26 protein-coding genes are annotated in these 25105 nt (G+C 59.4%); 14 read left to right on the top strand and 12 right to left on the bottom strand.

Translation table 11 applies throughout. The features are described from left to right. The first annotated feature begins 452 nt into the window (after positions 1 to 452). Positions 453 to 752 (top strand): hypothetical protein, encoded by a 300-nt coding sequence (locus ACR0FC_RS02980; RefSeq protein ID WP_170338081.1) that lies wholly within the window; start codon positions 453 to 455, stop codon positions 750 to 752. A gap of 309 nt (positions 753 to 1061) precedes the next feature. Further along, the gene (locus tag ACR0FC_RS02975; RefSeq protein ID WP_170338079.1) at positions 1062 to 2312 is read left to right on the top strand and encodes a DEAD/DEAH box helicase; all 1251 of its coding nucleotides are present in this window, start codon (positions 1062 to 1064) and stop codon (positions 2310 to 2312) included. Positions 2313 to 2427: 115 nt separating this feature from the next. Here the strand turns inward: ACR0FC_RS02975 and mltG are convergent, their stop codons facing one another. The 7 genes from mltG to fabD all read right to left on the bottom strand — a co-directional run bounded on the left by mltG (position 2428) and on the right by fabD (position 8756). Beyond that, on the bottom strand, positions 2428 to 3588 hold the full coding sequence (mltG, locus tag ACR0FC_RS02970) for an endolytic transglycosylase MltG (RefSeq protein ID WP_170338077.1): 1161 nt from the start codon (positions 3586 to 3588) through the stop codon (positions 2428 to 2430). Further along, complete coding sequence (gene fabF, locus ACR0FC_RS02965) at positions 3589 to 4854, bottom strand: beta-ketoacyl-ACP synthase II (RefSeq protein WP_170338075.1); 1266 nt, start codon at positions 4852 to 4854, stop codon at positions 3589 to 3591. 195 nt (positions 4855 to 5049) lie between these two features. Next, positions 5050 to 5793 (bottom strand): 1-(5-phosphoribosyl)-5-[(5-phosphoribosylamino)methylideneamino]imidazole-4-carboxamide isomerase, encoded by a 744-nt coding sequence (locus ACR0FC_RS02960; protein ID WP_170338073.1) that lies wholly within the window; start codon positions 5791 to 5793, stop codon positions 5050 to 5052. 123 nt (positions 5794 to 5916) lie between these two features. Then, positions 5917 to 6456: a GNAT family N-acetyltransferase gene (locus tag ACR0FC_RS02955; protein WP_170338071.1), complete on the bottom strand. Its 540-nt coding sequence runs from the start codon at positions 6454 to 6456 to the stop codon at positions 5917 to 5919. 138 nt (positions 6457 to 6594) lie between these two features. Continuing rightward, the gene (locus ACR0FC_RS02950) at positions 6595 to 6828 is read right to left on the bottom strand and encodes an acyl carrier protein (RefSeq protein WP_005982462.1); all 234 of its coding nucleotides are present in this window, start codon (positions 6826 to 6828) and stop codon (positions 6595 to 6597) included. A gap of 210 nt (positions 6829 to 7038) precedes the next feature. Then, positions 7039 to 7776 carry a 3-oxoacyl-[acyl-carrier-protein] reductase gene (gene fabG, locus ACR0FC_RS02945; RefSeq protein ID WP_170338069.1) on the bottom strand — a complete coding sequence of 246 codons (738 nt, stop codon included), beginning with the start codon at positions 7774 to 7776 and terminating at the stop codon, positions 7039 to 7041. Between the two features lie 41 nt (positions 7777 to 7817). Next, positions 7818 to 8756, bottom strand: coding sequence for an ACP S-malonyltransferase (gene fabD, locus ACR0FC_RS02940; RefSeq protein WP_170338067.1), 939 nt, complete (start codon positions 8754 to 8756; stop codon positions 7818 to 7820). A 172-nt stretch (positions 8757 to 8928) separates the two neighbouring features. Between fabD and ACR0FC_RS02935 the strand changes: the two genes are divergently transcribed. Then, positions 8929 to 10158: a cytochrome b/b6 domain-containing protein gene (locus ACR0FC_RS02935; RefSeq protein ID WP_170338065.1), complete on the top strand. Its 1230-nt coding sequence runs from the start codon at positions 8929 to 8931 to the stop codon at positions 10156 to 10158. Positions 10159 to 10224: 66 nt separating this feature from the next. On the opposite strand, the gene ACR0FC_RS02930 is transcribed toward ACR0FC_RS02935, so the two are convergent. Together ACR0FC_RS02930 and ACR0FC_RS02925 are read right to left on the bottom strand one after the other, a co-directional pair. After that, on the bottom strand, positions 10225 to 10797 hold the full coding sequence (locus ACR0FC_RS02930) for a YceI family protein (RefSeq protein WP_170338063.1): 573 nt from the start codon (positions 10795 to 10797) through the stop codon (positions 10225 to 10227). Between the two features lie 127 nt (positions 10798 to 10924). Next, complete coding sequence (locus tag ACR0FC_RS02925; RefSeq protein ID WP_244952357.1) at positions 10925 to 11434, bottom strand: hypothetical protein; 510 nt, start codon at positions 11432 to 11434, stop codon at positions 10925 to 10927. 280 nt (positions 11435 to 11714) lie between these two features. Here ACR0FC_RS02925 and rpsF point away from each other — a divergent pair, with 280 nt between their 5' ends. From rpsF to ACR0FC_RS02895, 6 genes are all read left to right on the top strand, one after another. Further along, positions 11715 to 12068 (top strand): 30S ribosomal protein S6, encoded by a 354-nt coding sequence (gene rpsF / locus ACR0FC_RS02920; RefSeq protein WP_093962413.1) that lies wholly within the window; start codon positions 11715 to 11717, stop codon positions 12066 to 12068. Between the two features lie 28 nt (positions 12069 to 12096). After that, positions 12097 to 12324: a 30S ribosomal protein S18 gene (rpsR, locus tag ACR0FC_RS02915; protein WP_005608650.1), complete on the top strand. Its 228-nt coding sequence runs from the start codon at positions 12097 to 12099 to the stop codon at positions 12322 to 12324. Between the two features lie 12 nt (positions 12325 to 12336). Then, entirely contained in the window at positions 12337 to 12957 is a 621-nt protein-coding gene (gene rplI / locus ACR0FC_RS02910) for a 50S ribosomal protein L9 (RefSeq protein WP_170338059.1), read from the top strand. A 149-nt stretch (positions 12958 to 13106) separates the two neighbouring features. Beyond that, on the top strand, positions 13107 to 13589 hold the full coding sequence (locus tag ACR0FC_RS02905; RefSeq protein WP_170338057.1) for a lytic transglycosylase domain-containing protein: 483 nt from the start codon (positions 13107 to 13109) through the stop codon (positions 13587 to 13589). Positions 13590 to 13815: 226 nt separating this feature from the next. Next, positions 13816 to 14517 (top strand): helix-turn-helix transcriptional regulator, encoded by a 702-nt coding sequence (locus ACR0FC_RS02900; protein ID WP_170338055.1) that lies wholly within the window; start codon positions 13816 to 13818, stop codon positions 14515 to 14517. A gap of 95 nt (positions 14518 to 14612) precedes the next feature. Beyond that, positions 14613 to 15476: an acyl-homoserine-lactone synthase gene (locus tag ACR0FC_RS02895; RefSeq protein WP_170338053.1), complete on the top strand. Its 864-nt coding sequence runs from the start codon at positions 14613 to 14615 to the stop codon at positions 15474 to 15476. A gap of 226 nt (positions 15477 to 15702) precedes the next feature. Here the strand turns inward: ACR0FC_RS02895 and tig are convergent, their stop codons facing one another. The 3 genes from tig to ACR0FC_RS02880 all read right to left on the bottom strand — a co-directional run bounded on the left by tig (position 15703) and on the right by ACR0FC_RS02880 (position 20243). Further along, on the bottom strand, positions 15703 to 17034 hold the full coding sequence (gene tig, locus ACR0FC_RS02890) for a trigger factor (RefSeq protein WP_170338051.1): 1332 nt from the start codon (positions 17032 to 17034) through the stop codon (positions 15703 to 15705). Positions 17035 to 17220: 186 nt separating this feature from the next. Next, positions 17221 to 18342, bottom strand: coding sequence for a porin (locus ACR0FC_RS02885; RefSeq protein WP_170338049.1), 1122 nt, complete (start codon positions 18340 to 18342; stop codon positions 17221 to 17223). Between the two features lie 308 nt (positions 18343 to 18650). Next, entirely contained in the window at positions 18651 to 20243 is a 1593-nt protein-coding gene (locus tag ACR0FC_RS02880) for an NAD(P)H-hydrate dehydratase (protein WP_170338047.1), read from the bottom strand. Positions 20244 to 20412: 169 nt separating this feature from the next. Between ACR0FC_RS02880 and ACR0FC_RS02875 the strand changes: the two genes are divergently transcribed. The 5 genes from ACR0FC_RS02875 (at position 20413) to ACR0FC_RS02855 (ending at position 25086) form a co-directional block, all read left to right on the top strand. Continuing rightward, positions 20413 to 20751: a P-II family nitrogen regulator gene (locus ACR0FC_RS02875; RefSeq protein WP_093962420.1), complete on the top strand. Its 339-nt coding sequence runs from the start codon at positions 20413 to 20415 to the stop codon at positions 20749 to 20751. Between the two features lie 31 nt (positions 20752 to 20782). Further along, positions 20783 to 22189: a type I glutamate--ammonia ligase gene (glnA, locus tag ACR0FC_RS02870; RefSeq protein WP_093962421.1), complete on the top strand. Its 1407-nt coding sequence runs from the start codon at positions 20783 to 20785 to the stop codon at positions 22187 to 22189. A 142-nt stretch (positions 22190 to 22331) separates the two neighbouring features. Further along, positions 22332 to 23168, top strand: coding sequence for an amino acid ABC transporter substrate-binding protein (locus ACR0FC_RS02865; RefSeq protein ID WP_170338046.1), 837 nt, complete (start codon positions 22332 to 22334; stop codon positions 23166 to 23168). Positions 23169 to 23184: 16 nt separating this feature from the next. Beyond that, positions 23185 to 23979, top strand: coding sequence for a lytic murein transglycosylase (locus ACR0FC_RS02860; RefSeq protein WP_170338044.1), 795 nt, complete (start codon positions 23185 to 23187; stop codon positions 23977 to 23979). A 198-nt stretch (positions 23980 to 24177) separates the two neighbouring features. Continuing rightward, on the top strand, positions 24178 to 25086 hold the full coding sequence (locus ACR0FC_RS02855) for a hypothetical protein (protein ID WP_367646345.1): 909 nt from the start codon (positions 24178 to 24180) through the stop codon (positions 25084 to 25086). Positions 25087 to 25105 lie beyond the last annotated feature (19 nt).

Below are 25105 nucleotides of genomic sequence, written 5' to 3'. Positions count from 1 at the left end.
ATCCGCTTGCGCAGGTCTTCCGCCGCTTGCCGCAAACCGCGAATGGACACCTCCAACGACTGCAACAGCTCGGCCGTCCGGGACATCCGCTCTTCCGGGGTAATCAAAGTCATGTTTGCCTGTGACCTCATGCGTGAGTGATCTCCGCACGAGAGAAATGAAAAACGGCCGCCGGGTTGCCCCGGGGCCGTTGCCCACTTCTTCTAGCATGACACAACTTATACGAGAAAACGGGCGCTCAGTCAAGCTCTGAAGCAACAGCGCGCAACAAGTAACGCACTGTCATTGTTAACAAAATCCTAATCCGGCCCACGGACCGCAATCAATTCTCCGATCGGCGAGATTTCCGCGACGGAGTAATTCCCGTCGTGCGTTTCAAAAACTGATTGCACACGCAATCTGCACCAAAACCATAAACCACAAGCATACGAAAAATATCTGAAGGACAAAAAATGTACCATCCCCTCAGCTATGTCTCGGTAATCTGTCTGGGCGGCCTGATGCTCTTGGGCACAGTGGCGCAGGCTCAGACAGGGCACCGCAGGCCTGATCTTGGCAAGATCGCAAGCGAGATTGGCGTTCCGCAATCTGCGCTCCAAAGCTGCCTGGGCGATCGTCCCAAGCCCGGCAACCGCCCCGAGCGCCCTGACGCGGGCAAAATTGCTTCGTGCCTGTCCAAGGCCGGTCACCCTTCCACCACACAGGCTGTCGAAAAGGCGCTGGCTGCCGCCGCCCCGACGCCTCGTCGTTGAACATCCATTTGCAACGAATAGGACACCGGCAGCCTTGACTGCCGGTGTCGGCTTGACATTCGCCTCAGCAACGCTCATTTACGCCACAGCGCTGCCGCGTGAGCACGCGGACCGAACCGAGGTCCGAGATAGCGCCCAATTTTCCCAGTTCCCATTCACGCAGGGTTCTTGACGCAAAAGCCGGATGTTGCGGGACTCGCCCGCAAATTCTGAGGCTGCGCACACTCCCTGCCGGTCGTGCAATCTGCACGGCCAGCCACTCTCGTTCGCGCACGGCCAATGCCGGCGCGGATCACAAAGGAAGACTACTTGTTCGATTTCGACATGCTCGGCCTCGCGCCGGCTCTGAACGACGCGCTCGAGCGCGCAAATTTCACACAACCCACACCGATCCAGAACCAGGCCATCCCGTTGGCTCTGGAAGGACACGACATTCTGGGCCTTGCACAGACCGGCACCGGCAAGACGCTGGCCTTTGGCCTACCGTTGATCGACCACCTTCTGGCGCAACCCGGCAAACCGGCGCCCAAAACCGCCAAGGCGTTGATCCTGGCTCCCACTCGCGAACTGGTGAACCAGATCGCTGACAGCCTCCGCACGCTTACCAAAAAGACGAAACTGCGTGTGGCCACAGTTGTCGGCGGACAGTCGATCAACAAACAGATCATGTTTCTGTCGCGCGGGACCGATATTCTTGTCGCGACCCCCGGTCGTTTGATCGACCTGATGGAGCGTGGCGCGGTCGATCTCGGCTCGGTTCGGCACCTAGTTCTGGATGAGGCCGACCAGATGCTAGACCTCGGCTTCATCCACGCTCTGCGCAAAATCGCGCCGCAACTGGGCACTCCGCGCCAGACCATGCTGTTCTCGGCCACCATGCCGAAGCAGATGGAGGAACTCAGCCGCGCCTACCTGACCAACCCGCAACGGGTGCAGGTCTCGCCCCCGGGCAAGGCGGCCGACAAGATCACCCAGTCGGTGCATTTCGTTGAAAAGCCGGGAAAACCCGCCAAGCTGCGCGAGATCCTTTCGCGTGATACCGACGCCCTGACGCTTGTGTTCTCCCGGACCAAGCATGGTGCGGAAAAGCTGATGAAAGGGTTGGTGGCTGACGGCTACAACGCAGCATCGATCCATGGCAACAAGAGCCAGGGCCAGCGGGATCGCGCCATCAAGGCCTTCCGCGCCGGCGAAATCACAGTTCTGGTTGCCACCGACGTGGCAGCCCGTGGCATCGACATTCCTGGGGTGGCCTATGTCATCAACTACGACCTGCCGGACGTTCCTGACAACTATGTGCACCGCATTGGCCGCACCGCTCGGGCCGGCCGTGAAGGCGAAGCCATCGCCTTCTGCGCACCGGATGAATTTGATCTGCTGCGTCAGATTCAAAAATTGATGAAGATCGAGATCCCGGTCGCCAGTGGAACGGCACCCGAAGCCGCAGAAGCCGCCAAGCCCGGCGGTCGCCAGCGCAATCGACGCCGTGGCCCGAAACCGCAGGGCACAAACGGCCCCGCCAACCGCCGGCGCCATCCGCGCCGCAAATCGGCCGCATAAAAAACTGCGCGCATGTCTCCATGCGCGCAGTCTTTTTCCAAGATTTTGCCTTTTCATAAATCAGGTGGGTCGTCCGCCTGATTTTTGCTGGCTCTGATTTCAACCAGCGAGCGGATCAGTTACCCGAATTGTTCCGCTCGGCTTCGATCTCACGCCATTTGGCAACGTTTCGGTTGTGTTCCTGCAGCGTCTTGGCGAAGGCATGGCCGCCGGTTCCATCTGCGACGAAGAACACGAAGTCGGTCTCGTCTGGAGTCACGGCAGCCTGCAAGCTGGCCAGGCCCGGATTGGCAATCGGCGTGGGCGGCAACCCGTCGATCAAATAGGTGTTCCAAGGCGTGTTCCGCCGAAGCTCGCTGCGGCGAAGGCCTCGGCCCAGCGTACCCTGACCCTTGGTCACGCCATAGATCACCGTGGGATCTGTCTGCAGCTTCATGCCTTGCTTCAGGCGGTTAACAAAGACACTGGCAACCTGACCGCGCTCTTCCGGAATGCCTGTCTCCTTCTCGATGATCGAGGCGAGGATCAGCATTTCTTCAGGGCTGGACAGGGGCAACCCCTCTTGACGCGTCTCCCAAACCCGCGCAATCCGCTCTTGCTGCCGGTCCTGCATCTTTTGCAACAAAGCCGTGCGCTCATCACCGGGTGAGATTTCGTAGCTGTCCGGGGCCAACATGCCTTCCGGCGGAATTTCCGAGACCTCTCCGGTCAGGGCATCCACGGCCTTCAGCCCCTCAACGACCTGCCAACTGGTGACACCTTCGGCCAAGGACACACGGTATCGCGTATCGGCTTGATTCCGCTTTTCCTGATAGACTTCAGGAACTTCGTCCTCACCAACGACAAAAGACGCGACCTCGACGAAATTCAAGGTTGCAGGGTCCAGCTCACGTACGCGTGTCTGAGTGCGGGTCACACCGATGCGGTACTCGACCTCGGTTCCGCATGTGCTGGCGCCGCTGCGGGTGACTTCGTCGATGATTTCCGCCATCGATGCGCCTTCGGGGATCAGGAAACTACCCGCCTTCAGCTGCTGCGACTTGTCGGTGTAGTCTGCCGCCATACGAAAGATCGTTGCGCTGCTGATCGCGCCCTGATCTTCCAGGTCACGGCTGACCTTGTTCATGTTCGAGCCACCCTTCACCCGAAGGCAAATGGCGGTATCGAGCGGGCCCTCGGCCTTATATTGCGATTGCCCCCAAAGGATCACACCGCCAAGAAGAAACATGGCGACCACAAGAAAGGTAAGCGCATTGGATGCCAGAGCCCGCCACATTTATGATGCTTTCCCGAAAATCACGCTGGCATTGGTGCCGCCGAAACCGAACGAGTTCGACAGCGCCACGTTGATTTCCCGCTCGCGCTTGGCATTCGGCGCAAGGTCGATCGGTGTTTCCACCGCCGGATTGTCCAAGTTGATCGTCGGCGGGGCGACCTGATCGCGGATCGCAAGGATCGAGAAGATCGCCTCGATCGCGCCCGCGGCCCCCAGCAGGTGTCCTGTGGCCGATTTGGTCGAACTCATCGTCGCCTTGCTGGCATGTTCGCCCAGCAGCCGTTCAACGGCACCCAGCTCGATCGTGTCGGCCATGGTCGAGGTGCCATGCGCGTTTATATAGTCCAGATCCTTCGGCTCGAGCCCTGCGCTGCGTAGCGCTGCCTTCATCGAACGTTCGGCCCCGTCACCATCCTCGGCCGGCGCGGTGATGTGATAGGCATCGCCCGACATCCCATAGCCCAGAACCTCGGCATAGATCTTGGCGCCGCGGGCCACGGCATGCTCGTATTCTTCCAGAACAACGATACCGGCGCCCTCGCCCATCACGAAACCGTCGCGGTCGACGTCATAGGGGCGGCTGGCGGCCTTGGGGTTGTCGGCATATTTGGTCGACAGCGCCTTGCATGCGTTGAAACCGGCAATACCGATCTCGCAGATGCAGCCCTCGCCGCCGCCGGCGATCATAACGTCGGCATCGCCCGACCGGATGATACGGCTGGCATCGCCGATCGCGTGGGCACCGGTCGAACAGGCGGTCACCACCGAGTGGTTCGGCCCTTTGAAGCCAAAGCGGATCGAGACCTGACCCGACGCGAGGTTGATCAGCGCGCCCGGGATGAAGAAGGGCGACACACGGCGCGGACCCTTGTCACGGATCAGGTTGGCGGTTTCAGCGATCGAGCCCAGACCACCGATGCCCGACCCGATCAGCACGCCGGTGCGCAGACGTTCTTCCTCGTCTTCGGGCAACCAGTTCGCGTCCTTGCAGGCCATCTCGGCGGCAGCGATCGAATACAGGATGAAATCCTCGATCTTGCGCTGTTCCTTGGGCGGCATCCAGTCATCGGGGTTAAAGGTCCCGTTGGTCCCGTCACCACGTGGCACCTCGCAGGCATAGGTCGTGGTGACTCCTGCGGCTTCGGCATCGAACAAGGTGATCGGGCCGGCGCCCGACTCTCCGGCCAGCAGCCGCGACCAGGTTTCCTCGACCCCGCTGGCCAGTGGAGTGACCAATCCCAGACCGGTTACAACGACTCTGCGCATGAAATGCCTCTTGCCTGCTTCCTGTTTGAGAAACGCTCATACCCCGGCCCGGGGGCCGGGGGCAAGAGCAACAGCATATTCCGCACCGGCAGCTTGCCGCCTGCCTCCGCGCCACACACCGCGCACGGCCAGAGCAGAACCACACGAGCCGCCCCCGACAACCTGTCAGGGGCATCTCGGACGGATTAGGCTGCGTTACTGGAACTGCGCCACAGGTTCATGGGCGGTTTTGGCAACCGCCAACGCCTCGGACAGGTCGACCGCCTTGCGGAATAGCGCCCGCCCGACCAACGCACCCGAAATATTGGGAATGTACGCCAGACGCGAGATGTCGTCGCTGCTGCGCACGACGCCGCTGGCGATCACCGGCGTACGCGAATGCGCGGCCAGCCCCGAAATCAGGCCCAGCTGCGCCTCTACATCCACCATGTCGCTGTCGATATCGGTGACCAGAATGGCAGCGAGCGGAGCATCGGCAAACGCTTCGATGAAAGCCTCCGGTGTGAACGCGCTTTGGGTGCGCCAGCCGTCGGTCATCACGTAACCTTGCCACACGTCCACGGCCAACACGATCTGGTCTGGGTATAGCTTGGCCAGCTCTTTGAACAGATGCGGATCACGCGCCGCAAGGGTGCCGATCACGATGCGGCCCGCCCCTTTGTCGATCCAACGCTCGACCTGCTCGCGCGAGCGGAACCCGCCGGCCAGTTGAACAGGCAGCTCGGCGCTGCGGATGATCCGTTCGACAAACGCAGAGTTCGTGTCCCGCCCCTCGATCGCGTCGAAATCGGTCAGGTGCATCCACTCGGCACCTGCGGCGGCCCAGCCTTGGGCCGTTTCCACCGGATCGACATGCCAGATCATCGGCTCGTCCAGACGGCCCTTGTCCAGCGTGACACAGCGGCCGTTCTGCAATTCCATTGTAGGATAAACCCTCATGAGCACACTCCTCCGCTCAATCGTTCCGGATATCCATGATAGCATACTGGTCGCGCGCAAGTTCGCATTTCTCAGTTTCGGCAAACGGCGATCCGTTTGCGGCACCGCGAAAAAAGAAGCGTTTCAGTTCCGGGCCGGAGGGCCGTCGCGGCGAAACAGTTTCACCGGGCTGTCCCGATACTCTGTCTGGCGAAGCAATTTGTATCCAAGCTTGGCCGCCAGCTTTTGCGAGGCCTCATGATCCGCGTCAATCATCGACACCAAGGGCCCGGGCATGATCCGGTCGAACCAGTCATGCGCGGCCTGAACGGCCTCGTGCCCGTATCCCAGGCCATGCGCCTCGGGCGCCAACACCCAACCGGCCTCGGGGAAGGTATCGAAATCTTCGCCCAGACAGCGGTTGCCGTAAAAGAACCCGGCCTGACCTATCAATTTGCGATTCGCCTGCAAGAACACGGCCCATTGCCCGAATCCAGCCATCTGCCAGTGCCCCGCATTGCGCAGGAACGCGTCCCACGCCTCGCCGCGGGTGCGGGGTTTGCCCCCGATATGACGCACCACGCAGGGGTCACGCCAAATCTCCGCGAACCGTTCAAAGTCCTCGGGGCGCATTGCACACATCATCAGGCGCGCGGTGTTGATCATCGGGGCGGATCTTTTCATGCCCTTACCCGGTGTTTTGTTGCCTCATCGCAAACAGTGCAAACCGATTTTCCACGAGGCAAGCGGGAATTCCAGCGGGCAAAAAAAAACGGCGCTTCCGTTGCCCGGAAGCGCCGTTTTCGGTCAAATTCAAAGCGATCAGGAAGCTTCGCTGATGAACTTCACGGCGTCGCCGAAGGTTTGGATGGTCTCGGCTGCATCATCGGGGATCTCGATGCCGAACTCTTCTTCGAAAGCCATGACCAGCTCAACGGTGTCCAGGCTGTCCGCGCCCAGATCGTCGATGAAGGACGCGTTCTCGGTGACTTTGTCCTCTTCAACACCCAGGTGCTCAACAACGATCTTTTTAACGCGATCTGCGACGTCGCTCATGTCTATTCCTCATTCCATTTCAGGGCGGTCTGCCCGGTTCTGCCCTTGCCCGCTCGGGGTGGCCTTGGTTTGCCCGATCCGGGCGGTTTGAGTCCCGGGTCTCCGGGAAAGTAGAAGGCCGACCTGAACGACCGGCCCCTGATTACATGCGCCGCCTATAGCACAGACGACGCAAGAGGCAAACGCTTTCGCATCTGCCTCTGGCTGCGCCTACAACATGGCCATGCCGCCGTTCACATGCAAGGTGGTTCCGGTAACATAGCCCGCTTCGGGGCTTGCAAGGTACAGAACGGCCGCCGCAATTTCAGATGGCTCGCCCATCCGACCGGCGGGAACCTGCGTCAGGATGCCGGATTTCTGCTCATCGGTCAGCTTGTCGGTCATCGCGGTCGTGATGAAACCCGGCGCGACGGCATTGGCGGTGATGCCACGGCTCGCGACCTCGTAGGCCAGCGATTTGGTCATGCCGACCATGCCCGCCTTGGACGCGGCATAGTTCACCTGACCCGGGTTGCCTGTTGCACCGACAACGGACGAAATGTTGATGATGCGGCCCCAACGCGCCTTCATCATGCCGCGAAGAACGCCTTTGCACAGCTTGGCGGTGGCGGTCAGGTTCACGTCGATCACGCTCTGCCATTCCTCGTCGGACATGCGCATGAAGATGTTGTCGCGGGTGATGCCTGCGTTGTTGACCAGAATATCAACAGCGCCCATGGCATCGGCGGCCTGTTTCGGCAACGCGGCCACGGCCTCGGGGTCACCCAGATTGCACGGCAGGACATGAGCGCGCTCGCCCAGTTCATCCGCCAGCTTCTGCAGCGGTTCGACGCGCGTGCCCGACAGGCCCACAGTGGCCCCTGCGGCGTGCAAGGTGCGTGCAATCTCGCCCCCGATCCCGCCCGAAGCCCCGGTGATAAGGGCGCATTTTCCAGTCAAATCAAACATACCGGTATCCTTTTCGAGTGTCCTGTCGGACCAGCTTTGAGTTAATCGCCTGCCTGCAGCGCTTTTTGAACGTCTTCCGGCGTACCAACGGCGGAGCAGGCCACGGACCGGTCGATCTTGCGGATCATGCCCGACAGAGCCTTGCCTGCACCGATCTCCCACGCTTCGGTCACACCCTGCGCCACCATGTACTGAACGGATTCGCGCCACCGGACCGAACCGGTAACCTGCTCGACCAGCAATTGCCGGATCAGGTCGGGATCGGTCACCGCCTCGGCGCGGACATTGGCAACCAACGGAACCGCCGGCGCCTTGATTTCGACTCCCGCCAGAGCTTCGGCCATCACGTCGGCGGCAGGCTGCATCAGGGCACAATGGAACGGAGCGCTGACCGGCAGCATCACAGCGCGCTTGGCGCCCTTTTCCTTGGCGATTTCAGCGGCGCGTTCAACAGCGGCCTTGGCACCCGAAACCACGACCTGCGTGGGGTCATTGTCATTGGCTGCCTGGCAGACCTCACCCTGTGCGGCCTCTTCGGCCACGGCTCGCACGGCGTCCAGGTCGAGCCCCAGGATCGCGGCCATCGCACCCTCGCCCACTGGGACGGCGCTCTGCATTGCCTGACCGCGCGTGCGAAGAAGGCGAGCAGTGTCCGCGACACTCAGCGCGCCGGCTGCGGCAAGGGCCGAGTATTCGCCCAGCGAATGACCGGCCACGAAGGCGGCCCGTGTCACATCGACCCCTTCGGCCTCAAGCGCGCGCATCGCCGCCATCGATGTGGCCATCAACGCCGGCTGCGCGTTCTGCGTCAAAGTCAGGGTCTCGATATCGCCATCCCAGATCAGGCTGCTGAGGCTTTCGCCCAGCGCTTCGTCCACCTCGTCAAACACGGCCTTGGCGGCCGGATAAGCGTCGGCCAGCGCCTTGCCCATGCCGATGGTCTGGGCGCCCTGCCCCGGAAAAACGAACGCAAGTGTCATTGCAACCTCTTGGATGACGTTAGGTTGCGCCGGGGTGTAAACCGAGTGAGGGTCCGGCACAAGCACTGCCTGCACTCTGCGTGACGGCACCGGGTCTGTGCGCCACACGCTATTGTCTATGTGCGTCACACGGTTACCTTGGCCACAGCAGAAAACCCGGAGCGCAAGATCGATGTCCCTAACCAACACCAATGTCAGCTATGGCAGCGTGACCAAGACATTCCACTGGCTGACCGCATTGTTGATCTTCACCGCCTTGCCCTTGGGGTGGTTCGCCAACAACCTGGCCCATGCAATCTATGACCCGACCATCCCCACCACCGAGGCCGATCTTGCCCAAGCCGCACGGCTGTTTTCCCTGCACAAAACCGTTGGGATCACCGTCTTCTTCGTTGCGCTGGCACGCATTCTCTGGTCGCTCACCCAAACCAAGCCTGGACTGCTGAACGCCGACAACAAGCCCGAGGCCTTTGCGGCCGAGACGGTCCATTGGCTGCTGTACGGGTCCTTGGTTTTGGTTCCGCTGTCTGGTTGGATCGACCACGCTGCCACCGAAGGCTTCGCGCCCATCCTTTGGCCATTTGGGCAGAACCTGCCACTGGTGCCGAAGTCCGAGCATCTGGCCGAGGTGATGGCAACGCTGCACTGGCTTTTCATGCTGGTTCTCGTCGCAGCTTTGACCCTGCACATCGCCGGAGCACTGAAACACCACGTCATCGACAAGGACAGTACTTTGCGGCGAATGTTGCCCGGGGCGTCCTCTGCGCCGGTTCCGCCGGAACAGAAGCACTCGATGGTTCCCGCCGCAGCTGCTGGGCTTGTCTGGGTTGGCGTTCTGTCAGCCGGCCTGCTGACCGGCAGTTTTTCAGACAAGCCTGATGCCGAGGTTGCAACGGCCGAGTTGGCGGCCGTTCAATCGGATTGGCAGGTGGAAGAAGGCACGCTTGCCATCACGATCACACAACTGGGCAACCCGGTTACCGGTCAGTTTTCAGACTGGACCGCCGCAATCACCTTTGACGACCCCGTCGAACCCGGTCCGGCCGGGTCGGCAGAGGTCACGGTCTCCATCGGATCTTTGAGCCTGGGTACCGTGACCGATCAGGCCATGGGGGCTGATTTCTTCGACAAGGCGCAATTCCCGACGGCCAAGTTCGATGCCGAGATCTACAAAACCGAAACGGGGTATGAAGCAAGGGGACCGCTGACCATCCGCGATCAAACACTGGACGTTGTATTGCCCTTCTCTTTGGACATCCAAGGCGAGACTGCCAAAATGTCCGGCACGGTGGACCTCAACCGCCTCGACTTCGGGGTTGGCCAATCGATGCCGAAAGAGGATTCGCTGGCCTTCGCCGTCACCGTTTCGGTCGAGTTGACGGCAACACGCAACGCTCAGTAAGCCGACGACACGAAAAAACCGCCGGGGCATCGGCCACCGGCGGTTTCTGTAGTTCTGAAGTCCGGCTCAGTCGGCCTTCTGCGCCTCGATCGAAATCGCGATGGCAACTTCGTCTCCGACGAAAGGCGCGAACTTGCCCAGTTCGAAATCGCTGCGCACCAGGGTGGTGGTGGCATCGAACCCGGCCCAAGGCTTGCCCGCCATCGGATGCTCGCCGACCTGATTCAGCTTGGCGTCCAGAACCACTGGCTTGGTCACACCATTCAAGGTCAGGTCCCCGGTGATCTTTGCGGTGTTCTCACCCGTCACCTCGATCGAGGTCGAGGTAAATGTCACCATTTCCTCGGCAGTCGCCGCGAAGAAATCTTCGGACATGAAATGATCTTCACGGGGTTTCCAGCCGGTGATCATCTCGACCACGGGCATCGAAACCGTCACGCTCGACGCTGCTGGATCTTCCTGATCAAACATGATTTCGCCCTCGAAACCCGAGAACATGCCGGTGGTGGTCGAAAAGCCAAGATGGTCGTAGCTGAAAACAACCTGGCTGTGGCTTGGGTCCAGAACGTATTTTTCCGGGGCCGCGATGGCCGAGGTCGCCGCCGTGGCAATTGCTGCTGCAATAAGGGTGGATTTCATGACAATCTCCGAAAGTTTTCAAAGCGCAAACCGGTTGGGTTGCTCCAAAACAAAGATGTGCCGCCCATGGGCGGCACACAACCTTCATTCTCTCACAAATTCTGTTCCTCAATGAACAGAATAAAATTCAGGCGAAAATTGTTACGCTTCCGCTGAGTTGCCCTTTCAGCGCTCGGCTGACATCCGCCGATTCCAGCGGCAGCTTCATCAGAAGGCTGCCATCGACTTCAAAGAGTTCAACCTGGTCGTCCACGAACCGGGCTCCGCCCAACGTATCGTAGCTGCGGCGCAGTACGGTCTGCGGACGCCCGTTTTCGTTCTTCTGCAGCACCCGAACTTCGCGGCGGATCGGGTCGAAATATGCGTCGGGACGCGGATCCAGAACCTCGATGGTCAGCAGGCTCACCCCGAGGATCAGGAACATCAGCGATGCGACCAGCTTGATGGTCCAGACGTCGGCCCCGATGACCGAACCCGGCATCAGCCACATCGAAAAGGCCGATACGATCAGAAATGCACCCAGCACACGGAACAGGACCAACCGGGCCTTCCAATTCGGTGCAAAGGAAATAAGCACGGGCACGGATTTGTCGTATGCTGCGCCGGCTGCGGACTGTTGAAATGTGTTCGTGTTCATGACGGCCATCGCTTTTGCCCTGTCCAAGTTTCTTTAGACCCCCCGGGTAACGCCGGGCTTGCAAACAACCTCAAGCCGAAAAGCGTCAGGATTTGGGCAGCCCAAAGGTAATTGGGCGGCGTGAGAAAGGCATTCATGGCAGGGCTTGCCCCCCATCCAGAAACGTGTATACGGGGCCATCCTTCGCAATACGCATGAACCGCGCAGCCTCTCGTGGCAGGGTCGCGAAGGGTTGCTGGCCCCGCCTATGAAATGCGCCTTGATATAAACAGGAGTGAACATGCCACTGTATGAGCATGTAATGATCGCGCGTCAGGATCTGTCCAACGCGCAGGCCGAGGGCCTGATCGAACACTTTGGCACCGTATTGGCTGACAACGGCGGCAAGATCGTCGACAGCGAGTACTGGGGCGTCAAAACGATGGCCTACAAGATCAACAAAAACCGCAAGGGCCACTATGCCTTCCTGAAGACCGACGCACCGTCGGGCGCCGTTCAGGAAATGGAGCGCCTGATGCGCCTGCATGAAGACGTGATGCGCGTTCTGACCATCAAGGTCGACGAACATCCCGAGGGCCCCTCGGTCCAGATGCAGAAGCGCGATGAGCGCGATGGCCGCCGCGAGCGCCGTTGATCAACGCCTGAGGAAAGGACACCAAATCATGGCCGCAAAACCGTTTTTCCGCCGCCGCAAGGTCTGCCCGTTCTCGGGCGAAAACGCGCCGAAGATCGACTACAAAGACACCCGTCTGCTGCAGCGCTACATTTCCGAGCGTGGCAAGATCGTGCCTTCGCGCATCACCGCCGTTTCGGCAAAGAAGCAGCGTGAACTGGCCCGCGCCATCAAGCGCGCCCGCTTCCTCGCCCTGCTGCCCTACGCCGTGAAGTAAGGAGAGACTGATATGCAAGTTATCCTTCTGGAACGCGTTGCGAAACTGGGTCAGATGGGCGATGTCGTCGACGTCAAGCCCGGATACGCCCGCAACTTCCTGCTGCCGCAAGGCAAAGCGCTGAGCGCGTCCGAGGCCAACATCGCCTCGTTCGAAGCCCAGAAAGCACAGCTGGAAGCCCGCAACCTGGAAACCAAGAAAGAAGCTGAAGCTCTGGCTGAAAAGCTGGACGGTCAGCAGTTCATCGTGATTCGCTCGGCATCGGACGCCGGTGCGCTGTACGGCTCGGTCACCCCGCGTGACGCAGCCGATGCCGCGACCGCTGCTGGCTTCACTGTTGACAAGAAGCAGGTCGTTCTGGTCTCGCCGATCAAAGAGCTGGGTCTGCACACGGTTTCCGTCAAGCTGCACCCCGAAGTCGAAGTCGAAATAAAACTGAACGTTGCCCGCTCGGAAGAAGAAGCCGAACTTCAGGCATCGGGCAAGTCGATCCAGGAACTGGCCGCTGAAGAAGAGGCCGCCGCAGATTTTGAAATCGCGGAACTGTTCGACGACATCGGCTCGGCCGCTTCGGAAGACGAAGAACTGGTTGCCGCCGATGCTACGACCGAGGAAGACGAACCCAAAGCCTGATCCGATCAGGTCTGTTAATCTCAAAGGCCGCGCTGCATTGCGCGGCCTTTTTCTTTCGACTGGCAATTTTTGGCCACCACAGCGCGCCGGACTTGCGACCCCGGGCCACTTTCGTATCATCCAGCCGCGTAACAATCCGGAGAAGTTGCATGGCAAAGGTCCTGCGTCGAATAATGCTTTCAGTGCTTCTGGCTGCCCCGATTGCCGCCTGCAGCGACCCATCTGGCAAAGCGACGAAGGAACAGGCATTCGAGCCGCCGCTCCACCCCAACGAAACGCCCGAATTGCGCGAATCGATCAACAAATGGGCTGATCACTACGAACTTCCGCGAGAGTTGGTCCATAAGCTGGCGATCCGCGAAAGCACGCATCGCCCCTGGGCGACGAACCGGCCATATTACGGCCTGCTGCAGATCCTTCCCGCCACCGCTCGTTCGATGGGCTACAAGGGCGACGCCAAAGGTCTTCTGGATGCTGACACCAACCTGGAGTATGCGGGCAAGTATCTTCGCGGCGCATGGATGTTGGCCGACGGCGACCAGCAGCGCGCGATCTTCCTCTATGCAAAGGGGTACTACCCCGAAGCCAAGGCTCGCGGAATGCTGGTTGAAACTGGCTTGCGGTCCGAATAGCTTGAACGGGGCAATCGACCCCGGTCTATACAGCATTCAATTTGACCGAGAATACCTCACAGGACGAAATAATCCGGAGGTTGTCTGTTGCCATTAGCACTCAATAACTCCATGTGATATGTACAAATGGGTTGCGCAATCTGTTCAGATTGACGCAACGTAGGCTGTGATACGGGCAGATACGGCATTTTTCGGGGGAAATGCCGTAGGGACAAAGGTTGGACGAGTGAAACTTATTGACTTGGCCACAATTGATCATGATGAACGGTCGGCTTACGACATCATCAATTCTGTCTGCAACGAACTTGGGTTCGACTATGCGTCCTATGCGACGACCCATCCCGTGAATGGTGACGTCCAAGGTTACGCGAACTACCCGGACGAGTGGAAGATCCACTACGCCACGCAAGGCTACCATCACCTTGATCCCACCCTATATCAGTCGGCGCTCAGCATCGCGCCGGTGGACTGGGGCCGCTTCAATCACGACGACAAGTTCAACGCGGTTTTCCGCGACGCTCATGACTTCGGGATCACCGACCGCGGCCTGACGGTTCCGGTTCGGGGACCTTATGGCGAAACTGGCTTGCTCAGCGTGACCAAGGATTGCACGGACGAGGAATGGAAAAAGCTAAAAAAGCACGTGATGGGCGACCTCCAGATGGCCGCGGTTCACGCGCATGACACCGTCATGCAATCTGGCCTTTTGGCCAAGGCTCTATACCTTCCGACCCTGTCCTCGCGCGAAAAAGAAATCTTGCAATGGGTCGCCGAGGGCAAGTCCCAGCAGGATATCGGGGACATTCTGTGCATTTCGCACCGGACGGTCGAAGTGCACATGCGTTCCGGGCGAGAGAAACTGGGCGCACTAACGACCGCCCAGGCGATCGGCCGTGCCATTGGTCTGGGGTTAATTTACCCCGGTTAACAATTAAGGCAGAAAAATACGGGATATCCCCAATAGTCTTGTTTCGAAACTTGGTTAATCTGCTCCTTACGGTAACCAAACTGTAGGGGGATGGAATGATCATCGTTATTGATGGCATCAACCAGCATAAGTTCAAAGACGTCTTGGATGAGATGTTCAAGCTGCGCGCACGCGTGTTCGGGGATCGCTTGGGCTGGGAAGTGAACATCCAGGACGGGCGCGAATTCGATCAGTTCGACTCGCTCAATCCTGCACACGTGGTCAGCATCAACGACGAGGGGGACGTCGTTGGGTGCATGCGCCTCTTGCAGACGACCGGCCCGCACATGCTGTCCGATGTGTTCAGCTCGATCCTTGATGGCGAGCCGCCAATCCGCAGCGCCCAGGTCTGGGAAGCCACACGGTTCTGCGTCGACACGAAACGGCTCGGCCGGGGACGTGGCAAAAATTCCGTATCCTACGTGACCAGCGAGGTCATGATTGGGTCATTCGAATACGCCCAGGAAGCTGGAGTGCTCGACTCGGTCGCGGTCATTGATCCGGTTATGAACCGGGTGCTGCAACGGTCCGGAAATGCTCCGTACGACTATGTCGGAACGGCCAAGCCGATGGGCAAAGTGGTCGCAATGGCCGCTCTGATGGATTGTTCGGACGAGCGTATCCAATCGATCCGCGAGTATTCGAGCATCGACTACGACGTGTTCCTGACCGACGATCAGGCGCTCGAACTGTTTAATTCGGGTCAGCAAGCCAAGCTTGCACAGGCCGGTGCCGCCAATCTTGACCACCAGCCACTGACCGATCTTGAGAAATACTTCGTCGAGCAGATGCACGCTGCGACGACGAAAGAAGAAGTCCAGGCCGTACTCAAATTGATCGAGAGCCTGTCGGACCGCTTCACCCCAGAGCAGAAAACCGCTTTGTTGCAAACCCCCCGTGCTTTTGCTCATGAGGCCTGACCCCCTCACCTCATAAGTCCAAAAGCCACCCATGCGGAGCCGTCTCATTCCAGGCGGCTCCGCTCTAATTTCGGCAACCGATCCGCCGCTGGCGCCATACGTTCCGGTTCTCGGCGGCAACAAAAAAGGCCCTCCGAAGAGGGCCTGTTTTCATTTCTTTCTGTTCGGACATTCGCCGTTTGACCGACCGGGTGCGGCGGCACCCGGACCGACCTGAAAACGCGGCTTATTCCTCTTCGAGGGCTTCGATTGCCTTCTGCAGCTCTTCCTTGCTGACTTCCTTTTCGGTCACTTTGGCCAACTCGACCACGTAGTCTACAACCTTGTCCTCAAAGATCGGCGCGCGCAGTTGCTGCTGCATCTGAGCGTTCTGCTGAACGAACTCGAAGAACTGACGCTCCTGACCCGGGTACTGGCGAGCCTGGTTCATGATCGCCTGGGTCATCTCGGCGTCGGTGACTTCGACTTCAGCCTTCTGGCCCAGCTCGGCCAGCAACAGGCCCAGACGCACGCGGCGCTCAGCCAGTTTGTTGTGCTCTTCGGTCGGCTCGATCTCATCGTGGTTGTGATCGGTCACCTCGGGGTTTTCTTCGTGCCACAGCTGATGCGCGATTTGCTTGGCTTCGGCTTCGACCAGGGTCGGCGGCAGGTCGAACGACACTTTCTCGTCCAGCGCGTCCAGCAGTGCGCGCTTCATCACCGCGCGCGACGCACCCGCGTATTCGGCTTCCAGACGCTCGGCAATCTGCGCCTTCAACGCAGCCAGATCCTCAGCGCCAAACTTCTGTGCCAGTTCGTCGTTGATCTCGGCGGCAACAGGTTCCTTCACCTCTTTGACGGTGCAGGTAAACACGGCCTCTTTGCCGGCCAGGTGCTCGGCACCGTATTCCTCGGGGAAGGTAACGGTGACGTCCTTGACTTCCTCGGCCTTCACGCCAGCCAGCTGGTCCTCGAAACCGGGGATGAAACTGTTCGAGCCCAGCACCAACGGGTAATCCTCGGCCGAACCGCCTTCGAAGGCTTCGCCGTCAACCTTGCCGACGAAATCGATGACGACCTGATCGCCTTCCTTCGCCTTTGATCCCTTGCGGCGGGCTTTGAAATCCTGAGCGGTTTCAGCCAGGTTCTGCAGGGCTTCTTCCACGGCCGCGTCGTCCGCCTTGACGACCAGCTTCTCCAGCTCGACCGATTTCAGGTCAACTTCGGGGATTTCCGGCAGGGCTTCATAGGACATTTCGACGTGAACGTCGTCGCCTTCTTTCCAGTCTTCGTTGGTCATCTTGACCTGAGGCTGCAGCGCCGGACGATCACCACTGTCTTCGAAGTGCTTGTTCATCGCACCGTCGATGGTTTCTTGCATTGCTTCGCCCAACAGGCGCTGGCCAAACTGCTTTTTCAGCAGTGCCATGGGAACCTTGCCCTTGCGGAAGCCTTTCATCTCGATTTCCGGCTGAGCTTCGATCAGTTTCTCATTGACCTTCTCGTCCAGCTCGGCGGCGGTGACAACGATGTTGTAGCCGCGTTTCAGACCCTCGTTCAGCGTCTCGGTAACCTGCATTCTGGTAGTCCCCATAGGATTCGGGGCGCGCAAAACGGGCGCGCCGGGCAAATTTGACGCCTTCTATTTGCCTAGCCGCCGAAGGGCAAGGGGCAAGGTGCCAGATTGGCCTTGTTTTGCCACCCTGCCCCACAAAAAACGCCCCGGACAGAGCCGGGGCGCCATGAATTCACAACAACATCAGGATCAGAACTTCCAGCGGGCCCCCAGGACCCAAGCTTCGTTCTTGTCAAAAGACGTTCCGTCGTTGAAGTCGTGGTTGCGATATTTCAGGTAGGCATCGGTGTTGATGCTGTCGATGCGCTGCACCACTGCGATACCCCAGGACTCGGTGCTGGACCCGTCCGTGTTGAAATCGGAACCATCATAGTAGTCGATGCCGATACCGGTCTTGCCCCAGGACACCCAATTATCCTCGTAGGCGATCTTGGTGTACCAAAAGTTGGGATCGCTTTCGCCTGACACGTTGTTTCGGGTACCGGCAGCAGCGGTGAAGCTGAAGCCGCTGGGCAGCAGTACCGATGCCGAGCCGATCGTGTCTTCACGGTCGCCCGAACCGTCGTCGAAATCACGCACCGCATAGGCCACGCTTGCCGCGAACTCGATGCCACCGGCAAAGGTGTTGTTGTAGTTCAGAGCAACGTCGTAATAGTCGTCGTCATCACTGCTGGACAGGATGTTTTGACCATAGGCGAAGCTGGCCGAAAAGCCGCTGAAATCCGGCGTGTCATACCGCACGCGGCCACGGCGCGCGCCGTCAAAGTTGCTGCTGGAGTCGCCGACGGTGATGTCGCTGAGGGTTCCGTCGGTTCCGCGGTAGAAGAAGCCCGAGTTTTCATCGTTGGTGAACGAATACAGCGCGGTGCCGACATAAGACAGGTCAGTTTCCGCTGCACCGTCAGACGCCATGCTGCCCTGACCGGCCGAGAATTTACCCCAGCCACCTTTCAGCGCAAAATCCACGTGACGAATGTCTTCCCGGGTCCAGCCGCTGAAATCGGTGCCCAACTGGTTCCACTCACTGGAGTTCGGAAGACCCAGCGCGGTTTCAAAGCGGAAGGTGAATTCGTTCTGGCCAAACGGCTGCATCAGGCTCAGGCCGACGCGGCTGTTGGACAGGTCGTTGTCCAGCAGGCGGGTATCGGTTTCTTGGCCGTCGTCAACCGAGATGATTGCCGGGTTGAACTGCCCATACAGCAGAACATAGCCACCGCTGTTGTTCTCGTATTTCAGCTCTGCCGCGGCGGGGATGGCCGTGGTGGCCGCAAGAACAGCGGCGACTGAGGAGAGTTTGATATTCAATGTCATAGCACTCACCATGAAAGGTTCGGGTTTCAGGTACTGCCCAGATGTTCAGTGGAACTGTCCGGTTCCAGAGGCCCCTACGCCATTCAGCTCGATCATTGCAAATCCGCCACAAAGACAAAGTGGCAGCAAAGCAAAATGTCCGTGTTATCAATATTTTAACAACAAACGTGCACAGGCTTCAGACGGCCCGCAAGAGAATTCTGCCATCCGGCCATGCGTTTGGCAAACACTCGCTATGCATTTGCGCGGTCTTGACAGCAAAAACCTGCCGATATTCTAGCCTTGCGCCTTGGGAACACGCAAGAACTTCATACCTGAAGACGCTTGAGCACACCGGGCAGTTGCTCGGGAAGGTCTTCCGCGATCAATCCCGGGCCAAAAGCGCGCGCACACTCCACGTGAAGCCAGACGGCGGTTTCGGCCGCTTTCAGCGGGTGCAATCCACGTGCCAGCAGCCCGGTTAATAAACCCGCCAACACGTCGCCCGCGCCTGCGGTCGCCAGCCACGGCGCGGCCCGATCATAGTGGGCTGAATGGATCGAGCACCGACCGTCCGGCCCCGCAATCACAGTGTCCGGTCCCTTGAAAAGAACCACGCACCCTGCCCTGCCGGCCGCCTCGCGCACGGCATCAACCTTTGAGAAAGCCGGTCCATCCTCGGGATGTAAGGAAAGCTTGGCCGAGATGTCGGGGAACAGACGGGCGAATTCACCGCCGTGCGGTGTCAGGACGCAGTTTTCATGCAGGATCGCCATCAGTGACGCCGGATCCTCGGCAAATGCCGAAAGAGCGTCGGCATCCAGCACGGTTGCCCTTCCGGACTCCAATGCCACGGGGACCAGCGATCGAGCCTTGTCCAGGCCCAATCCGGGCCCGAGGCACAGCGCGTTCAGGCGTTGGTCCCGCAATGCAATGGCCAGCCCATCCGCGCCTTCGATCTGCTCAATCATGACCGCGGTGACTTGGCTGGCGACTTCCTGCAATTCGGCGGGAGGGATACCCAGCGTGACAAGACCAGCGCCCACGCGCAACGCTCCGCGCGCAGCCAATCGCGCAGCGCCTGTTTTTCCAGTTTCGCCCGTCAGGATCAGCGCATGACCGTGACCGTATTTGTGATCGAAAGCCGATTTCTGCAGATCAGGCAGATTTTCCGGGTCCAGCAACACGCTCGGCCGGCCATCTGGTGTTTCTTCAACTGACAGAGCCGGCAGACCGATATCGACAACGGACACCCTGCCACAGCATTCTGGTCCCTCGGCCAGATAATGGCCCGGCTTTGCGGTATGAAACGTCACCGTCAGGTTGGCCGAAGCGGCGCAATCTTCGGGGGCAAATCCCTCTGACACCAGACGCCGACCACTGTCCGCGCATAGGCCGCTGGGAATGTCCACACAAACCACACGTGGGCAACCACCTTCCGACTGTGACGCTTTCCACTGGCCCAATTTACGCATTGTCCGTGGCAGCCCGGCTACCGGTCTCGTCAGCCCGGTTCCAAACAAGGCATCAACCGCCAGAACAGTATCCAAACGGTCCGCGGCGTAGGCATCAAGCGCGTCATCGGACAGCGCATGGCACGAACCCATCGCGCACCAGCGCTCATAATTCGCCCGCGCGTCTTCCGGCAACTTCTCGGAGTCGCCCAACAGGAAAAGGTCCACGACCCACCCCCACTCTTTCAGAATGCGCGCAACTACAAAACCGTCGCCGCCGTTGTTGCCCGGCCCGCACAACACAACGGCCCGCCCTGACCCCGCCGCCAGGTCAGGCCAGGTTTCAAAGACGGCCTCGACCACCCCGCGACCTGCGCGCTCCATCAGCTCAAGGCCGGTGACAAACCCGGATTCGATTGCGGCGCGTTCGGCCGCCCTCATCTGGGACGAAGTCAGCAGTTTTGGCATCCGAAACCCTCGCACGTTTCAAATCTGATTAATTTTTGCGCAACTTGCCTAAAAATTGGCCCGCCGCCCAGAATCCCTTCACCAGCAGACGGTCAATTCGGCAATCGCATTGCCGCCCGATCTTAGACGTGATCACTGCCATTCTGACAACCATGCGAGGTGAGCCCGGATGAAAAAGATCGAAGCGATCATCAAGCCGTTCAAATTGGACGAAGTGAAAGAGGCCCTGCAGGACGTTGGCGTCCAGGGCCTCAGCGTGATCGAAGTCAAGGGCTTCGGCCGCCAGAAAGGACACACCGAACTGTACCGCGGTGCGGAATATGTGGTGGACTTTCTGCCCAAGGTCAAAGTCGAGGTCGTTCTGGATGCCGATCAGGTCGATGCGGCCATCGAAGCCATCGTGTCGGCCGCCAAGACCGACAAGATCGGGGACGGCAAGATCTTTGTCTCGTCCGTTGAACAAGCCATTCGCATCCGGACCGGCGAGACCGGCTCGGACGCGCTGTAATACCAATTCTGCAATCTAGAGGAACATAGTAATGAGCAAGGACGCAGTTCTTCAGCTGATCAAAGACGAGGGTGCCGAGTATGTCGACATCCGCTTCACCGATCCGCGTGGCAAGCTTCAGCACGTGACCGTCATGGCCGACCAGGTCGACGAAGACTTCCTTGAGGAAGGCTTCATGTTCGACGGTTCGTCCATCGCCGGTTGGAAGTCGATTGAAGCATCGGACATGAAACTGATGCCCGATACTGAAAGCGCGTATGTCGATCCCTTCTATGCGGAAAAGACAATCTGCCTGCACTGCTCGGTCGTGGAACCCGATACCGGCGAAGCCTATGAGCGTGACCCGCGCGGCACCGCGCAGAAGGCCGAAGCCTACCTGAAGTCTTCGGGCGTTGGCGACGTGGCTTACATGGGCCCCGAGGCCGAGTTCTTCCTGTTCGACGACGTGCGTTTCTCGAACAGCATCAACAAGGTGTCCTACGAAGTTGATGCAACCGATGCATCCTGGAACACCGACACCGAATACGAGATGGGCAACATGGGCCATCGTCCGGGCGTCAAGGGTGGCTACTTCCCCGTGAACCCAATCGACGAGGCGCAGGACCTGCGTTCGGAAATGCTGTCGACCATGAAGCGTCTGGGCATGAAGGTCGACAAGCACCACCACGAAGTGGCCTCGTGCCAGCACGAGCTGGGCCTGATCTTCGACAGCCTGACCAAACAGGCGGACGAGCTGCAGAAATACAAGTACGTCATCCACAACGTCGCGCACGCCTACGGCAAGTCGGCCACTTTCATGCCGAAGCCGATCGCGGGTGACAACGGCACCGGTATGCACGTCAACATGTCGATCTGGAAGGACGGCAAGCCGCTGTTTGCAGGCGACAAATATGCCGATCTGTCGGACGAAGCCCTGTGGTTCATTGGCGGTATCCTCAAGCACGCCAAGACCCTGAACGCTTTCACCAACCCGTCGACCAACAGCTACAAGCGCCTGATCCCGGGCTTCGAAGCGCCCGTTCTGCGCGCCTACTCGGCCCGCAACCGTTCGGGTTGCGTCCGTATCCCGTGGACTGAATCGCCGAAGGCCAAGCGCGTCGAGGCCCGCTTCCCCGATCCGTCGGCAAACCCCTACCTGGCGTTTGCGGCACTGCTGATGGCCGGCCTGGACGGCATCAAGAACAAGATCGATCCGGGCGAAGCCATGGACAAGAACCTGTACGATCTGCCCGCCGAAGAACTGGCCGGTATCCCGACCGTCTGCGGCAGCCTGCGCGAGGCGCTGGAATGTCTGGCGGCCGATCACGACTTCCTGCTGCAGGGCGACGTGTTCACCAAAGACCAGATCGACGGCTACATCGCACTGAAGATGGAAGAGGTCGAAACCTACGAGCACACTCCGCACCCGGTCGAATACGGCATGTACTACAGCTGCTGACCCCGGTCGGAAGTCCAATGAAAAGACCTTGGGGGCGTCCTGTCGGGCGCCCCTTTTCAGTGGTGCAAGGCCCCGATATTTCCCTTTGTGACAGGCGCCTTTGCCGCTAGGCTGAAGATCAATTCAATTATCAGGATTTTTCATGCGCCTTCTCGCCCTGACCCTCTCTGCTGCACTTCTTGTTTCAGGCGCTGCGGCGCAGACGATCGACCGGATCAAAGAAACCCGCGAAATCCGATTTGGGTTTCGGACAGATGCCGCCCCGCTTTCTTACATCAACGACCAAGAGCGACCCGACGGGTTGTCCGTGATGGTCTGCGATCAGGTTGCCCGAGCCATCGCCAGCCGACTGGGTGCGGATGACCTCACCGCACAGTTCATTCCGGTGCAGTCGGATACACGCTTTGACATGGTCGCCTCTGGCCAGATCGACCTGTTGTGCGGCGCGGCGACAATCACACTGTCGCGGCGGGAAACCGTCGATTTTTCGATCCCGATCTTCGTAGACGGAACATCCGTTTTGCTGCCGATAGATGCGGAAGTCACGATGGCGTCGCTTTCCGGCAAGAAAGTCGGCATGCGCAGCAGCACGACCACCGAAGAAGCCGTGTTCAACTCGTTCGGATCAGCGGGGATCGAGGCAAAGCTCGTTCGGTTCGCCTCGCATCCCGACGGGATCAAGGCTTTGAGGGACGGAGAGATCGACGCCTATTTCGCCGACCAATCCATCCTTTTGGTGAATTATCTGGCAGCTGGATTGAAGGACGACTTCAAAATCTCGCAAGAGATTCTGACGATTGAAAAGCAAGGCCTGGCCCTTGCGCGCGGCGACGATGACTTTCGCCTGATGGTCGATGAGATCCTGTCGCAGCTGTATGCCCAAGGCACGATGGAAGAGATCTTTCGCGCCGCACTGCCCGGGATTGAACCCAGCGAGGCCCTAAAAGCCCTGTACGTTATCGCACCCACCCTGCCCTGATTTCCAGGAGGTCCCCATGCGCCTTACGGTCCTGTCCGTTTTCATTGCACTGAGTGCCCCCGTGGCGGCGCAGTCCGCTCCCTGCGGGAACACAGGCGCTGGTTTTGAAGCCTGGAAGGCCGACTTTGCCAAGCAGGCGCGCAAAGCCGGAGTAAAGAAAAAAGGGCTGCAGGCTCTGGCGCAAACCCAATATGCCACACGGACCATCGCCGCGGATCGGGGGCAGAAAAGCTTCAAATATTCCCTCGACAAGTTCATGAAGGTTCGAGGGGCGGATACGATCGTGGTCCAGGGGCGCAAGCGCAAGGCCCGAAACCCGGGATTCTACGCGGCGCTGGAGCGTCAGTATGGTGTCCCGGCCGGCGTTCTGATTGCCATTCACGGCATGGAAACCGGGTTCGGAAACTTCATGGGCGACAGCCAGGTTGTTTCCGCAATCACAACATTGGCCTACGATTGTCGACGGTCCGACTTCTTTGTTCCCCATGCCATCGGGGCGCTGAAACTGGTCGATCAGGGGGCGATCACGGTGGCAACAAAAGGGGCAAAACATGGCGAGTTGGGCCACACCCAGTTTCTGCCCGGCAATGCTCTGACCTATGGCGTGGACGCCACGGGTGACGGGCGCGTGGACTTCTACAACATGACGGATGCGTTGGCCTCAACCGCAAATTTTCTTCGGCAGAAAGGGTGGAAACCCGGCCGGGGCTATCAACCCGGCGAACCGAATTTTGCGGTGATACAGCAATGGAACGCCGCATCGGTTTACCAAAAATCAATTGCGATCATGGCCGCTCGAATCGACAACTGAGGCTTTGTTGGCCACCGGGCCACCGCACTCAATTCCGCCACATTGCTGCCACAGTGTCGGGTGGAAAGCTCTAATTTCTTGGTTTCCAAAGCGTAATCAATCGTCGCAAAAATTCATTTTTTTGCAATATGGTCAAAATTTGACCCTCATCACCGACTAGAGTGTTGGTTCAGTATTCGTACGGCAGAGGGCAAGACTGTGACCACGAAGCACAGATACCACGGTGGCCTGCAATTCAACGGCGACACGAACGGCGCGTTGGAGCGGTTCGGCCATATCGTGGTGGCAACTCTTGAGGACTACGGGCATCTTGTGGAACGAAAGACCCTGCTGAGCCAGACCGAGGCAACCATCGTGTCCAGCCAGTACCTTGTCCGTTTGACCCTCGAGTCCGAACCCCGGGAGACCAGCGACCGCTATGGGCGTCTGGACCGTACGGTTGGTCTGAAGACCATGGTGCGCCCCTCGGCGACACGCCCGCGCAACCGATTGGTGATTTCGGTCTCGCCTGTTTCAGGCCTGATGGATGACCCTGAGATTTCCGAATTGATGCTTGTCGTCATGCTGTATCGGATGGTCGACATCTGCTCGACGCAACGAGTGGAATGGCTGTCGCCGCAAACCGTTTTGACGATCGAACAGTTCATGGGCGCGTTTGACTCGTTGATGCCACGCAAGCAGCGGAACCGCCGCGAGGCGTTCGAGGCGGTCAGCGGACCTTTTGCGGGCCTTGAGCCCGCAGCAACTGATGACCACGAGGCCGTCAAAGCACCGGCAAAGCCGCCTCGCCCGATTCAATTGACCGATGAGCAATTGCTCAGCATTGCCTTCCGTTCCGACGAGGCCAACGCACCCGTTTCCGATGCACCGGCCGCGACGGATGGCGATGACGACCGGCCCAGTGACGCGTTGCGACTGACCAGCTGGGCCCTGACCGGTGCCGTTGCCAGCCTGTCGGCCCCGATCGCTCTGTCGATGGCCGCTGTGAACCTCATCCGGGGCGAAGACTTTCGCCTGAACACTCAGGTCCTGGCCTATACGGTCGCCATCGTGTCGCTGAACTCAAGTGGTGCGTTTGCCGATGTCGCCAATGCGATCGGACTGTAACTGAATTACCAGAAGACCC

Source organism: Ruegeria sp. BB9 (assembly GCF_056539345.1).
Note: the sequence above shows the minus strand (reverse complement) of the source record. Positions and strands in the feature narration are given on the sequence as shown.